This is a genomic window from Streptomyces sp. NPDC050560 (assembly GCF_044457285.1).
Lineage (GTDB): Bacteria > Actinomycetota > Actinomycetes > Streptomycetales > Streptomycetaceae > Streptomyces.
The window spans coordinates 74,858-88,672 of record NZ_JBITGT010000012.1; the positions used below are offsets into that span (position 1 = coordinate 74,858).

The following is a 13,815-nucleotide window of genomic DNA, read 5'->3' on the forward strand; positions in this document are numbered from 1 at the left end:
CGGCGACCCCCGCGGGGCCGGGGCGGCTAGGTCGTGTCGTTTGGATCTTCGTGGGTCAGGGTGCGGCGTCAGATGCTGGGGGTACCTCCCGCGCCCTTCGGGCTGTGGGGGAGCATCGCAAGGCGGAGGATCGTCCTCGTACTGGGCGTACGTGGACGGTCCGACAACGCGGCGAGGTGCCGTAGCTGGCGTCGCACCCCCGCGAAGATCCGAACGACACGGCCTAACCCCTGGTCGCGTTCCAGCCGAAGCGCGGCGCGCGGCGCTCCAGGAAGGCCGCCACGCCCTCCGCTCTTTCGCCACTGCTTTCGACCTGTTCGGCCCAGTATTCGGACCGGTCCTGACCGTTCCCGTCACCCTCGCCCCGGCCCTCGCCGTCCCACCCGCGGCCGTCCACCAGTTCCTTGGCCGCCGCCTGCGTCAGCAGCGAGCGTGAGGTGAGCACCCGGGTGAAGGCGGTGACCCGCTCCCCGAGCCTCCCGTGCGGCACCACCTCGTCCACCAGCCCGGTACGCAACGCGTGCTGGGCGCCCACGAGTTCGGCCGAGAACAGCAGGTACTTGGCGGTCGCGGGACCCACGAGACGGACCAGGCGGCGCGTCGCGGGCGCCGGATAGACGATGCCGAGCCTGGCCGGGGTCACCCCGAACAGCGCCCGCTCGTCGGCGAAGCGCAGATCGCAGGCGGCGGCGAGCTGGCAGCCGCCGCCCACGCAGTGGCCCCGCACGGCCGCCACGGTCGGCTTCGGGAACGCGGCCAGCGCCTCCTCCGCGCGCACCGCGAGCGCCTGCGTGGCGTGCCGCCCGATCGGCGCCGCGCCGTCGGCGCCGCCCCCGGGGGCAGCCGCGCCCGCGTCTTCCGCTCCAGGACCGGCATATCCGGGGCCCTCGGGGTACGAGGACGGAGAGGAGTGGGTGGAGTCGCGCATCGAGGAGATGTCGGCGCCCGAGCAGAAGGTGTCGCCCTCCCCGGTGAGCACCAGGACCCGCACCCCGGGGTCGGCCGCGAGGCCGTCCAGCAGGGCGGGGAGCGCGCGCCACATGGGCGCGGTCATCGCGTTGCGCTTGGCCGGGTTGTGGATGACGACGGTGGCGACACCGTCCTCGACGGTGTGCAGTAGCTGCGGCTCCATGCGCCGGATCGTATCGACGCGTTCCGCGCCCCCCGACGGCAGGTCGGGCCGTGTGGACGCCCGGGAACCTGGAGGTGGCCATGGCGGCCTCGAACACGGTCGGCGGCGGCCTGACGAGGAGCTTCGGACGGCTCGCCGTGCTCGGCGCGGTACTGGTGTGCGCCGGCCTCGTCGGCCTGGTGTGGACGGGCGCGGCGACCCTGACGTCGATGACGCTGTTCGGCTGGCTGCTGCTGCTCGGCGGCGCGGTCGGACTGCTGCACGCGCTGTACTCGCGAGGACAGGGCTACTTCTGGCTCGCCGCAGTCGTCGCGGCGCTGAACCTGGCCGCGGGGGCGGTGGTGCTCGCGCGCCCGCACGCCCCGGCGGAGGCGTTCGTGATGTCCGCCGCGCTGCTGTTCCTCACCGGCGGGGCGTTCCGGCTGATCGGCTCGGCCGTGGTGCGCGGCCCCCAGGTCGGACTGCCGCTGGTGCAGGGCGCGTTCGGGCTGCTGCTCGGGGTGCTGGTGCTGGCCGGGCGGCCGAGCGGCAGCCGCTACACCGTCGGCGCCTTCATCTCGCTCGCGCTGCTCTTCGACGGCCTCGGCCTGATCGCCCTCGGATACGGCGGCAGGCGCATCGTCACGATGGTCGTGAACGACACGGACACCGACAGGCGCCTCGCCCGCCGACCGGACACCGCCCACGGCGCCCGCGACGCCTCACAGGGCGCCCACGGCGCGCCCGGCGGCGCGGACACCCCCCACACGCCGGGCGCACACGGCCCGAGCGCCGCGCCCACCGAGGGCACCGGCGGCCCCGGGACGCCTCCGGCCGCCCCCGCAGGACCCACGCCCCCTGTCACACAACCCGTACAACCCGAAAAGAGCTTGAAGGCGGAACAAGAAGGGCAGGAGTGATCCAGGAATTGGCGTTGTGTGACACCCGGGGTCAGATTCCGTCGATAAGTGTCGACTTGTGGTCAGTGCTCCGGGTTGGTCCCGCGCGTTACCAAGACTCGTGAGGTGATGAGCGAGCGCGAGGGCGGAGACCTGACGATGGAAAGCGGCGGCTGGAGAGAGTTCCGACGCCCCGAGGACGAGCCCGCACGGCCACCGGCACCCGAGCCACCGGCGGGCCCCGCGCCCCGCGAAGGCGTCTGGCGCTACACCGCGGCGGCCGTCGACGCCTCCGTGCCCCAGGCCAGACACGCCGTACGGGAACTCCTGGCGCGACAGGGCGTGCGCCTCGACCGGGACCTGCTGAACGGGCTGCTGGTGATCGTCTCCGAACTGGTCACCAACGCGGTACGGCACGCCGCCCTGCTGTCACCCACCATCGCCGTCGAGGTCGGCATCGGCGCGGAGTGGGTCAGGGTCGCCGTGGAGGACGGTCACCCCTACCGGCCCACCGCCCTCGTCGCCGACCACGGCAGAACGGGCGGCAGGGGCCTGCTGCTGGTACGGGAGATCACCGGCGAGGCGGGCGGCGTCTGCGACAGCGAGCCCACCCCGGGTGGCGGCAAGATCATCTGGGCGGCGCTGCCCCTGCCCCCCACGGCACACGCCCCCGCACCTCACACGCCCGCCGCGACCCCGGCCCCCTGGCCCGCGGCCGCTTCCCAGGCCGTCCCCACGCCGGCGCACCCCGCGCCGTACCCCCCTCGGCTCACCAGTCCGCCGCAGGGCCGGTCAGCTCGCTGATCGCGGGCCGCGCCGCGTCCAGCACCGTCCCGAACCAGGCGGAGAACGGGTCGCTTGAGTGCCGCACGGTCAGCTCCGCCGACGTCACGAACGCGGTCTCCGCGATCTCCTCGGGATCGGGCCGCGGCGCCTCGGTCACCAGCCCCACGAAAAGATGGTTGTACTCCTGCTCCACCAGACCGGAAGCCGGATCGGGATGGTGGTAACGCACCGTCCCCGCCTCGGCCATCAGCGACGGCGAGACACCCAGCTCCTCGAACGTGCGCCGGGCCGCCGCGGCGAAGGGCGACTCGCCCGGATACGGATGCCCACAGCAGGTGTTCGACCAGACACCGGGGGAGTGGTACTTCCCCAGAGCGCGCCGCTGGATCAGCAGCCGCCCCCGCTCGTCGAACAGGAACACCGAGAACGCCCGGTGCAGCTTGCCCGGGGGCTGATGGGCCGCGAGCTTCTCCTCCGTGCCGATCGTCGTGCCGTGCTCGTCGACCAACTCCAGCAGGATCGCCTCGGCCGCGTCGCTCGACGAACGGTGCCCGGTGGTGGCAGGTGTGATCGGCATACCCATCCTTCGCCTCGGTCCAGGGGGGCAAGTCTGCCGTATTTTCTTGGCTCGTTCGCCTCCGGGGCGCTGGAGTCGGTGTCCCGCGCCCTCCCGTGCTCAGTACGCTCCTTCGCGCTCCCCTCCGCGCGCGAGGACACGGGACACCGACGCACCCTCCGGCTCACTCGCCCTGCGAGGCGCCTCGCGAACCCCCACCGAAGCGCCGTCCCCCGGGGCGTTCACGCCCCCTGGCAAAGACCTTCCTCGTGCTCCGCATGCCCCCCGGGCTCCAACTGGAAGGTGCAGTGCGCGACATCGAAGTGCGCCCCCAGACACCCCTGGAGATCGTGCAGCATCTTCTCGTGGCTGATGGCGGTCATCGCCTCGGAATCCACCACCACATGGGCGGAGAGCACCGGCATCCCGGAGGTGATGGTCCAGGCGTGGAGGTCGTGCACGTCCTCCACGTTCGGCAGAGCCAGGATGTGCTCCCGCACCTGCGTCATGTCGACATCCTCGGGCGCCGCTTCGAGCAGGACGTTCAGCGTCTGCCGCAGCAGCTTCACCGTACGCGGGACGATCATCAGACCGATGGCGAGCGAGGCGATGGGGTCGGCCGCCTCCCAGCCCGTGGTCATGATCAGCACGGCCGAGACCAGCACCGCCACCGAGCCCAGCGCGTCCGCCGCGACCTCAAGGAACGCCGCGCGCACGTTCAGGCTCTCCCGCTGCCCGCGCATCAGCAGCGTCAGCGACAGCACGTTCGCCACCAGGCCGACCAGGCCGAAGACCACCGTGAGCCCGCCGTCCGTACCGGCAGGCGAGACGAACCGCTCCACCGCCTCGTACACCACGTAGCCGCCGACGCCGAGCAGCAGCAGGCAGTTGGCGAGCGCCGCCAGGATCTCCGCCCGCGCGTAGCCGAAGGTGCGGTTGCCGCTCGGCGGCCTGCCCGCGAAGTGCACCGCGAGCAGCGCCATGCCGAGCCCCAGCGCGTCCGTGGCCATGTGCGCGGCGTCGGCGATCAGCGCCAGGGAGTCGGCGAGCAGCCCGCCCGCGATCTCCGCGACCATCACGAAGAGCGTGATCGACAGCGCCACCCGCAGCCGGTCGCGGTAGCCGCCGGTCACGGTGGCGGGGCCGCCCTCGGGGAGCGAGCCGTGCGCGTGTCCGTGATCGTGCCCAGCCCCCATGCAAGCCGCCTCCGCATCGGTCCCGGTCGGAAGATCCGTGCGCGCCGGAACCCGCCGTGCGGCCGGGCGCACTGCCAGTGAACTACGTCGGCGGGGTGCCGGGCAACATGGCACTGAACACCGTTGTCACTGTCCTGACCTGCGGAAACGATGGCCTGGTCACGGGCCTGCCGGGGGCTCGGGCGGGGCGGGGGCCGGTCAGGCGCGGGCCGCGTCCGGATGCCGCAGACACCAGCCGCGCCAGGCGGATTCCACCATTTGGTCCACTCCGAGCCCGGCCGTCCAGCCCAGCTCCGCCGCGGCGCGCGCCGTCGAGCCCACCGCGCGCGGCGCGTCGCCGGGACGCCGCGGTTGTACCACGGGGGCCCGCCGCACACCGGTCACCTCCGCGATCAGCTCGATCAGCTCCCGCACCGAGACACCCTCGCCGCGGCCGATGTTCAGCGTCAGGTCCCTGCCCTGCCCGCCCCCGGCCGCGCCCCGCGCCTCCAGGGCCCGCGCCGCGGCCAGGTGCGCGTCGGCGAGGTCGGCCACATGGATGTAGTCCCGTACGCAGGTGCCGTCCGGGGTCGGGTAGTCGCCGCCGAAGATCCGTGGGGCCTCGCCCGCCGTGATCCGCTCGAAGACCATCGGGATGATGTTGAACACACCCGTGTCCGCGAGCGTGGGCTCGGCGGCGCCCGCCACGTTGAAGTACCGCAGGCACGCCGTGTCGATCCCGTGCGCCCGCCCCGCCGCCCGCACCAGCCACTCCCCGGCGAGCTTGGTCTCGCCGTAGGGGCTCAGCGGCACACAGGGGGTGTCCTCGGTGATCGGGTCGGTGTCGGGGTTGCCGTACACCGCGGCGGAGGACGAGAAGAGGAAGCGGCGCACGCCCGCCTCCGCCACCGCCTCCAGCAGACCGGTGAGGCCGCCCACGTTCTCCCGGTAGTAGTGCAGCGGGCGCTCCACCGACTCCCCGACCTGCTTGCGGGCCGCCAGATGGACCACCCCGGTCACGGAGTGCTCCGCGAGCACGCTCTTCAGCAGCGCCGTGTCCGACACCTCGCCCCTGACCCGCGGCACCTCGGGCGCCAGCCGCTCCGAGACCCCCGAGGACAGGTCGTCGAAGACCACGACCCGCAGCCCCGCGGCCGTCATGGACCGCACCACATGGGCCCCGATGTATCCGGCTCCGCCGGTGATCAGCCATGTCATGCGCCCCACCCTAAGCGGCCCGCGCCCACGCCTCCGTACCCCGAAGAGCCGTACCCGGGGGCCGAACGGGCGTCGACACGGCGGCGGCCCGTCGGCGCCCACAGCTTGCCCTGTCACACTCGCCCCCGGACGGCACCCTCGCCCGGACCCCAGGGCACCGCCGCCCGCGCGCCCCGCGGCGCGCGCGAGGGCGTGTGGCACGACCGCACGCGGACCCGGAGGCCGCCCGCCCCAGGGGGCCCCGGAAGCCCCAACGGCCTCACCACGGCCGCCACATGAACGGGCGGTGAACACCGCTTCGCATTCATCGGATAACCTCTGCCGACAAGCCGCCCGGCCGTTTCGCGCCAGGGCGCGTCCACCATGCGTACACCCCGGCGCCATCCGCCGGAACCCGAGGAGTGGGTTCGTCTGTCCACCGCCATCGTCACCGGCCAGCCGGTCCCCGGATCATCGCTTGAGGGCGATCTGCGGTCCCTCGGCTTCGAGGTGCGCCGCGCGGCGGACGCGGGCGAGACGGGCGAACTGCTCGCCGCCGCCCCCGCGGACGAACGGGTCGCCGTGGTCGACGGACGCTTCGTCGGCCACCGCCACGCGCTGCGGCTCGGCCTCACCGACCCCCGCTTCGACGCCGCCTCGGTACCCGGCGCCGTCACCGCCAAGCCCGCCGCCCGCCGCGCCCTCACCCACGCCCTCCACGAGTCCGTCGCCGACGAGGGCCACGCCACCACGGCCGGGGGCACGGGCACCGTCGTCCTCGGGCTGCCCGACCGGGTCGTCGCCGCGCTCCAGGAGGGCGGCACCGCGGTGCACAGGCCGGAACTCGGCACCCTCGTCGCGGCCGTCCCCGCCGACGCCGACGGGCGCGACGAGGCGCGCCGCGCCGTCGACGCCGTCGACGAGGAGGCCGTACGGCTGCGTAACGCGGTCAAGTCCCGCGACGGCTTCTTCACCACCCACGTCATCAGCCCCTACTCCCGCTACCTCGCCCGCTGGTGCGCCCGCAGGGGCCTGACGCCCAACCAGGTCACCACCGCCTCCCTGCTGACGGCGATTGTCGCGGCGGTCTGCGCGGCGACCGCCACCAGGGGCGGCTTCGTCGCGGCAGGCGTGCTGCTGCTCGCCTCCTTCTTCCTCGACTGCACCGACGGCCAGCTCGCCCGCTACTCCCTCCAGTACTCCACCCTCGGCGCCTGGCTCGACGCCACCTTCGACCGGGCCAAGGAGTACGCGTACTACGCGGGCCTCGCGCTCGGCGCGGCGCGCGGCGGCGACGACGTGTGGGCGCTTGCGCTCGGCGCGATGGTCCTCCAGACCTGCCGGCACCTGCTGGACTCCAGCTTCAACGAGGCCACCTCTGACATAACCGCCGCGACGGCCGCGACCGCCGCGGGCGGCCAGGCCAACACCAGCCCCACCGCCGCGCTCTCCGACCGCCTCGACCGCGTCGGCTGGACGGTCTGGCTGCGCCGCATGATCGTCCTGCCGATCGGGGAGCGCTGGGCGCTGATCGCCGTCCTCACCGCCGTCACCACGCCAAGGACCGTCTTTGTCGTCCTGCTCGTCGGCTGCGGCTTCGCCGCCTGCTACACCAGCGCGGGACGGCTGCTGCGCTCGCTGACCCGCACCGCGCGCCGTACCGGGAGGGCCGCCAGGGCGCTGGCCGACCTCGCCGACACCGGGGTGCTCGCCGAGGCGTTCGCCGCGCTCTTCAAGGGCGCCGCCCGGCGGCTGCCGTCGCTCGCGCCGCCGCTGCTCGCCCTGGCAGGCGGCGCCGCGGTGGTCGCCGCCGCGGCCTTCGCACCGGCCGGCGGCGCCTGGCCCGTCGTCGGCGCCTGTGTGTACTGCGCCGCGTCAGGGGCAGCCGTCGCACGGACCCTCACAGGGCCGCTCGACTGGCTGGTGCCCGCGTTCTTCAGGGCGGCCGAGTACGGCACCGTCCTGCTGCTCGCCGCCCGCGCCGACGTGAACGGCGCGCTACCGGCGGCTTACGGCCTGGTGGCCGCCGTCGCCTACCATCACTACGACACGGTGTACCGCATCAAGGGCGGCAGTGGCGCACCGCCGCGGCGCCTCGTGCGCGCGATCGGCGGACACGAGGGCAGAACGCTCCTGGTCACCGTGGTGGCGGCGGTCCTGTCCGCCACCGGGTTCGCCGTCGCGCTCACGGTCTGCGCCGTGTGCGTGGCGCTCGTGGTGCTGACCGAGAGCATCCGCTTCTGGATCGCCCAGTCGCGCTCGGGCTCACCCGCCGTACACGACGAAGGAGAAACCGCATGATCGGCCTCGTGCTCGCGGCCGGCGCCGGACGGCGTCTGCGTCCCTACACCGACAGCCTCCCGAAGGCTCTGGTGCCGGTGGGACCCGCGGGCATAGAGGACGGTCCCACCGTGCTCGACCTCACCCTGCGCAACTTCGCCGAGGTCGGCCTCACCGAGGCCGCGATCATCGTCGGCTACCGCAAGGAGGCCGTCTACGAGCGCAAGGACGCGCTGGAGGCCGAGTACGGCGTCGCCCTCACCCTCATCGACAACGACAAGGCCGAGGAGTGGAACAACGCCTACTCCCTGTGGTGCGGCCGCGACGCGGTGCGCCACGGCGTGATCCTCGCCAACGGTGACACCGTCCACCCCGTCTCCGTCGAGAAGACCCTGCTCGCCGCCCGCGGCGAGGGGCGCAGGATCATCCTCGCGCTCGACACCGTCAAGCGGCTCGCCGACGAGGAGATGAAGGTCGTCGCCGACGACGCGCACGGGGTGCGGCGCATCACCAAGCTGATGGACCCCGCCGAGGCCACCGGCGAGTACATCGGCGTCACCCTCATCGAGCCCGAGGCCGCCGCCGACCTCGCCGACGCGCTGCGCGCCACCTACGAGCGCGACCCCCAGCTCTACTACGAGGACGGCTACCAGGAGCTGGTCGACCGGGGCCTGCGCGTCGACGTCGCGCCCATCGGCGACATCGACTGGGTCGAGATCGACAACCACGACGACCTCGCCAGGGGAAGGGAGATCGCATGCCGGTACTGACCAGGCTCATCCCCTCGCCCGTCGTCGTCGACATCAGGGCAGGCGCCCTCGACGACCTCGCCTCCGTCCTCGCCGACGAGCGCATCTCGCCCTCGGGCAAGCTCGCCGTCGCCATCAGCGGCGGCTCGGGCACCGCGCTGCGCGCCCGCCTCGCGCCCGCGCTGCCCGGCGCGAGCTGGTACGAGGTCGGCGGCGGCACCCTCGACGACGCCATCAAGCTCGCCGACGCCATGAAGAAGGGCCACTACGACGCCGTCGTCGGCCTCGGCGGCGGCAAGATCATCGACTGCGCCAAGTTCGCCTCGGCCCGCGTCGGGCTCCCGCTGGTCTCCGTCGCCACCAACCTGGCGCACGACGGCCTCTGCTCGCCCGTCGCCACCCTCGACAACGACGCGGGCCGCGGCTCGTACGGCGTGCCCACCCCGATCGGCGTCGTCATCGACCTCGACGTGATCCGGCACGCCCCGGTGCGCTTCGTGCGCTCCGGCATCGGCGACGCGCTCTCCAACATCTCCGCCGTCGCCGACTGGGAGCTGGCCGCCCAGGTGCACGGCGAGAAGATCGACGGCCTCGCCGCCGCCATGGCCCGCCAGGCGGGTGAGGCGGTGCTGCGCCATCCGGGCGGAGTCGGCGACGACGCCTTCCTCCAGGTACTGGCCGAGGGCCTGGTGCTCACCGGCATCTCCATGTCGATCGCCGGGGACTCCCGGCCCTCGTCGGGAGCGTGCCACGAGATCAACCACGCCCTCGACCTGCTCTACCCCCAGCGCGCCGCGAGCCACGGCGAGCAGTGCGGCCTCGGCGCCGCGTTCGCCATGCACCTGCGGGGCGCGGCCGAGGAGTCGGGGCTGATGGCCGACGTGCTGCGGCACCACGGGCTGCCGGTGTTCCCCGACGAGATCGGCTTCAGCGAGGCCGAGTTCGTCCGCGCCGTGGAGTTCGCACCGCAGACCCGCCCGGGCCGCTTCACCATCCTCGAACACCTCGACCTCACCACCGACCAGATCAAGGACGCATACGCCGACTATGCCAAGGCCATCAGTAGCTGAACTCCGCCCCGTCGTTCATCCCGAAGGGGTGAAGGACCGGCGCAGCGGTGAGCACTGGGCGGGACGCCTGTACATGCGGGAGATCTCGCTGCACATCGACCCGTACCTGGTGAACACCAGGATCTCGCCCAACCAGCTCACCCATCTGATGGTCGTGGCGGGTGTCCTCGCGGGCGCGGCCCTGCTGATCCCCGGGCTCGCGGGGGCGCTCGTCGGCGCCCTGCTCATCCAGCTCTACCTGCTCCTCGACTGCGTCGACGGCGAGGTCGCCCGCTGGCGCAAGCAGACCTCCATCACCGGGGTCTACCTGGACCGGATAGGCCACTACCTCTCGGAAGCCGCGCTGCTCGTCGGCTTCGGGGTGCGCGGCGCCGACGTCCTCGGCGACGGGCGCCCCGCATGGCTGTGGGCCTTCCTCGGCACCCTCGCCGCCCTCGGCGCCATCCTCATCAAGGCCGAGACCGACCTCGTGGACGTCGCCCGCGCCCGCAGCGGCCTGCCCGCCGTCAAGGACGAGGCGTCCGTGCCCCGCTCCTCCGGCGTAGCACTGGCCCGCAGGGCAGCCGCCGCCCTCAAGTTCCACCGCCTCGTCGGCGGTGTCGAGGCCAGCCTCTTCATCCTCGTGATGGCCCTCCTCGACCTGGCCCACGGGGACCTGTTCTTCACCCGGCTCGGCATCGCCGTACTCGCCGGGATCGCGATCGTCCAGACCCTGCTGCACCTCGTCTCCATCCTGGCGTCGAGCAGGCTGAAGTGAGGACGCCCGTGAGCAAGCCCCTGAAGGTCGGCGCCGTGGTCATCACCATGGGCACCCGCCCCGACGAACTGCGTGCCCTGCTCGACTCGATCGCCAAACAGGAGGGCGAGCCCGTCGAGGTGGTCGTGGTCGGCAACGGCTCACCCGTCCCCGACGTCTCCGGATTCTCCTGCCCGGTGCGCACCGTCGAGGTCTCGGAGAACCTCGGCATCCCCGGCGGGCGCAACGTCGGAATCGAGCAGTTCGCCCGCGAGGACGGCGGCTACGACGCCGACATCCTGCTCTTCCTCGACGACGACGGGCTCCTCGGCCGCCCCGACACCGCCGAGCTGTGCAGGGCCGCCTTCGCCGCCGACCCCGCCCTCGGCATCGTCAGCTTCCGCATCGCCGACCCCGACACCGGCGTCACCCAGCGCCGCCACGTCCCCCGGCTGCGCTCCTCCGACCCCATGCGCTCCTCGCGCGTCACCAGCTTCCTCGGCGGCGCCAACGCCGTACGCGCCCAGGTCTTCGCCGAGGTCGGCGAGCTGCCCGGCGCCTTCTTCTACGCCCACGAGGAGACCGACCTCGCCTGGCGCGCCCTGGACGCGGGCTGGATGATCGACTACCGCTCCGACATGCTCCTGCTGCACCCCGCGAGCGCCCCCTCCCGGCACGCCGTCTACCACCGCAACGTCGCCAGGAACCGGGTGTGGCTCGCCCGACGCAATCTTCCCGCCGTACTCATCCCTGTCTATCTCGGCGTATGGACCCTGCTCACGGTGGCCCGGCGCCCCTCCGGCGCGGCGCTGAAGGCGTGGTTCGGGGGCTTCCGCGAGGGCTTGACCACACCCGCGGGTGACCGCAGGCCCATGAAGTGGCGTACGGTGTGGCGCCTGACGCGGCTGGGCCGACCTCCCGTCATCTGACAAGCTCGGGTCTGAGAACATTCGGCGGTGCCCGGGCCCGCCTGACTCTTGACGACGAAAGTTTCCACTTGTGAGTGAGACAACGCATGACGGTGGTATCGCGGTGACCGCCCCTCCGTCGCCCGACGGCGGACTGTCCCGCGGCGACCTCGCCGCCCGGTACGGCCTCTCGGTCAGCGGCGCCCGGCCGGGCCTCGCCGAGTACGTGCGCCAGATGTGGGGCCGCCGCCACTTCATCCTCGCCTTCTCGCAGGCGAAGCTCACCGCCCAGTACAGCCAGGCCAAGCTGGGGCAGCTCTGGCAGGTGGCGACCCCGCTGCTGAACGCCGCGGTCTACTACCTCATCTTCGGGCTCATCCTGAAGGCCGACCGCGGCATGTCACACGACGTGTACATCCCGTTCCTGGTCACCGGGGTCTTCGTGTTCACGTTCACCCAGAGTTCCGTGATGGCGGGCGTACGGGCGATCTCGGGCAACCTCGGGCTCGTGCGCGCCCTGCACTTCCCGCGCGCCTCGCTGCCCATCTCCTTCGCGCTCCAGCAGCTCCAGCAACTGCTGTTCTCGATGGTCGTGCTCTTCGTCGTGGCCATCGGGTTCGGCAGCTACCCCGGGATGTCCTGGCTGCTGATCTTCCCCATCCTGGCGCTCCAGTTCCTCTTCAACACCGGGCTCGCGCTGATCTTCGCGCGGTTGGGCAGCAAGACCCCCGACCTGGCGCAGTTGATGCCGTTCGTCATGCGGACCTGGATGTACGCGTCCGGGGTGATGTTCTCCATCCCGACGATGCTCAAGGGCAGGTCCGAGCTGATCGCCGACCTGCTCCAGTGGAACCCCGCCGCCATCTACATGGACCTGATGCGCTTCTCGCTCATCGACGGCTACGGCTCCGGCAACCTGCCGCCGCACGTGTGGGCCGTCGCGCTCGGCTGGGCCGTGCTCTTCGCGGCCGGCGGATTCGTGTACTTCTGGAAGGCTGAGGAGAAGTACGGCCGTGGCTGAAATCTCCGAACTCCCCGACAGGTCCCACGTCCCCACCGTCATCGCGGACGAACTCCACATCGTCTACCGCGTCAACGGCGCCAGGACCGGCAGGGGCAGCGCCACCGCCGCCCTCAGCCGCATCCTCAGGCGGGGCAAGGGAGAGGAGCGCGGTGTGCGCAAGGTGCACGCCGTCAGGGGCGTCTCCTTCACCGCCTACCGCGGCGAGGCCATCGGCCTCATCGGCTCCAACGGCTCGGGCAAGTCCACCCTGCTGCGCGCCATCGCGGGGCTGCTGCCCGCCGAGAGCGGCAAGGTCTACACCGACGGCCAGCCGTCCCTGCTCGGCGTGAACGCCGCCCTCATGAACGACCTCACGGGCGAGCGCAACGTCATCCTCGGCGGCCTCGCGATGGGCATGAGCCGGGAGCAGATCAGGGAGCGCTATCAGGACATCGTCGACTTCTCCGGCATCAACGAGAAGGGCGACTTCATCACCCTGCCGATGCGCACCTACTCCTCCGGCATGGCCGCGCGGCTGCGCTTCTCCATCGCCGCCGCCAAGGACCACGACGTCCTGATGATCGACGAGGCGCTTGCCACCGGCGACCGCAAGTTCCAGAAGCGCTCCGAGAACCGCATCAGGGAACTGCGCAAGGAGGCCGGCACCGTCTTCCTCGTCAGCCACAACAACAAGTCCATCCGCGACACCTGCGACCGCGTGATCTGGCTGGAGCGCGGCGAACTGCGCATGGACGGCCCGACCGACGAGGTCATCAAGGAGTACGAGAAGTTCACCGGCAAGTAGCCGTCACGGCGGCCCCGGTGCACCCGGGGCCGCCCCCCGCCGTCGGACCACCGACGCGTCCGGGATTCTGAGGCCGCGTCAGCGGCCCCCCGGTTCGCCGCCGCCCGGCGCCCCCCGCCACCCGGCACTTCTTGCGGCCCCGCGAGCGGCCGCCCACCGTCGCCGCCCCGGCCCCCGGCGCCACCGCCCGGCACCCCTTCACGGCCTGGTACCAACTTGGTTCGGCAACGGGAAAATTGTTGCCCACCGGGGAATATGATGCCCGCTCCGGAATCTTGAACTGATCGGTGTGTTGTTGTGATGTGCAGGACACCCCCACCGGCCTCGGTGCGTTGTACAACGTAAGCTGTACCGGTGCTGACGACCTCTACCGGGGCGAAGATGCGCACCATCCAGACACCGGGACGAGGCCGCCGCGCGCCGATCCGGGCGGCGTGTCCGAAATAGTGACTAATGGGTCGGCAGTGTAGAACGGGAGATGTGACGGCAATGGCTACGGGAAGTTCCCAGCTCCGCGGTGCACGGGCCGTTACCGCACCG

General features: G+C 72.2%; 11 protein-coding genes and 2 pseudogenes. 9 read left to right on the top strand and 4 right to left on the bottom strand.

The annotated features are described in order from the left end of the window. Positions 1–223: 223 nt before the first annotated feature. A complete protein-coding gene (locus ACIBIW_RS26510) occupies positions 224–1,132 on the bottom strand; it encodes an enoyl-CoA hydratase/isomerase family protein (RefSeq protein WP_399339554.1) in 909 nt (302 codons plus the stop codon). A gap of 80 nt (positions 1,133–1,212) precedes the next feature. On the opposite strand from ACIBIW_RS26510, the pseudogene ACIBIW_RS26515 reads away from it, so the two are divergent. Both ACIBIW_RS26515 and ACIBIW_RS26520 read left to right on the top strand, forming a co-directional pair. Next, positions 1,213–1,770: pseudogene (locus ACIBIW_RS26515) on the top strand (DUF308 domain-containing protein); the annotation flags it as partial. A 399-nt stretch (positions 1,771–2,169) separates the two neighbouring features. Beyond that, a pseudogene (locus ACIBIW_RS26520) lies at positions 2,170–2,682 on the top strand (ATP-binding protein); the annotation flags it as partial. Positions 2,683–2,779: 97 nt separating this feature from the next. On the opposite strand, the gene idi reads toward ACIBIW_RS26520, so the two are convergent. The 3 genes from idi to galE all read right to left on the bottom strand — a co-directional run bounded on the left by idi (position 2,780) and on the right by galE (position 5,745). Continuing rightward, entirely contained in the window at positions 2,780–3,373 is a 594-nt protein-coding gene (gene idi / locus ACIBIW_RS26525) for an isopentenyl-diphosphate Delta-isomerase (RefSeq protein WP_399339555.1), read from the bottom strand. Positions 3,374–3,594: 221 nt separating this feature from the next. Continuing rightward, positions 3,595–4,548, bottom strand: coding sequence for a cation diffusion facilitator family transporter (locus ACIBIW_RS26530; protein WP_399339556.1), 954 nt, complete (start codon positions 4,546–4,548; stop codon positions 3,595–3,597). Positions 4,549–4,746: 198 nt separating this feature from the next. Next, positions 4,747–5,745: a UDP-glucose 4-epimerase GalE gene (galE, locus tag ACIBIW_RS26535; protein WP_399339557.1), complete on the bottom strand. Its 999-nt coding sequence runs from the start codon at positions 5,743–5,745 to the stop codon at positions 4,747–4,749. A gap of 411 nt (positions 5,746–6,156) precedes the next feature. Between galE and ACIBIW_RS26540 the strand changes: the two genes are divergently transcribed. The 7 genes from ACIBIW_RS26540 (at position 6,157) to ACIBIW_RS26570 (ending at position 13,275) form a co-directional block, all read left to right on the top strand. Further along, complete coding sequence (locus ACIBIW_RS26540) at positions 6,157–8,025, top strand: DUF5941 domain-containing protein (protein ID WP_399339711.1); 1,869 nt, start codon at positions 6,157–6,159, stop codon at positions 8,023–8,025. Next, positions 8,022–8,774, top strand: coding sequence for a sugar phosphate nucleotidyltransferase (locus ACIBIW_RS26545; RefSeq protein WP_399339559.1), 753 nt, complete (start codon positions 8,022–8,024; stop codon positions 8,772–8,774). Before ACIBIW_RS26540 ends, ACIBIW_RS26545 begins: the two co-directional genes overlap by 4 nt. Next, the gene (locus ACIBIW_RS26550) at positions 8,762–9,823 is read left to right on the top strand and encodes an iron-containing alcohol dehydrogenase family protein (protein WP_399339560.1); all 1,062 of its coding nucleotides are present in this window, start codon (positions 8,762–8,764) and stop codon (positions 9,821–9,823) included. Before ACIBIW_RS26545 ends, ACIBIW_RS26550 begins: the two co-directional genes overlap by 13 nt. Further along, positions 9,801–10,580 carry a CDP-alcohol phosphatidyltransferase family protein gene (locus ACIBIW_RS26555; RefSeq protein WP_399339561.1) on the top strand — a complete coding sequence of 260 codons (780 nt, stop codon included), beginning with the start codon at positions 9,801–9,803 and terminating at the stop codon, positions 10,578–10,580. The genes ACIBIW_RS26550 and ACIBIW_RS26555 overlap by 23 nt, the downstream gene beginning before the upstream one ends. 8 nt (positions 10,581–10,588) lie before the next feature. Beyond that, positions 10,589–11,488, top strand: coding sequence for a glycosyltransferase family 2 protein (locus ACIBIW_RS26560; protein ID WP_399339562.1), 900 nt, complete (start codon positions 10,589–10,591; stop codon positions 11,486–11,488). A gap of 70 nt (positions 11,489–11,558) precedes the next feature. After that, positions 11,559–12,488, top strand: coding sequence for an ABC transporter permease (locus ACIBIW_RS26565; protein WP_399339563.1), 930 nt, complete (start codon positions 11,559–11,561; stop codon positions 12,486–12,488). A gap of 1 nt (position 12,489) precedes the next feature. Continuing rightward, positions 12,490–13,275, top strand: coding sequence for an ABC transporter ATP-binding protein (locus tag ACIBIW_RS26570; protein ID WP_399339712.1), 786 nt, complete (start codon positions 12,490–12,492; stop codon positions 13,273–13,275). Positions 13,276–13,815: the final 540 nt, after the last annotated feature.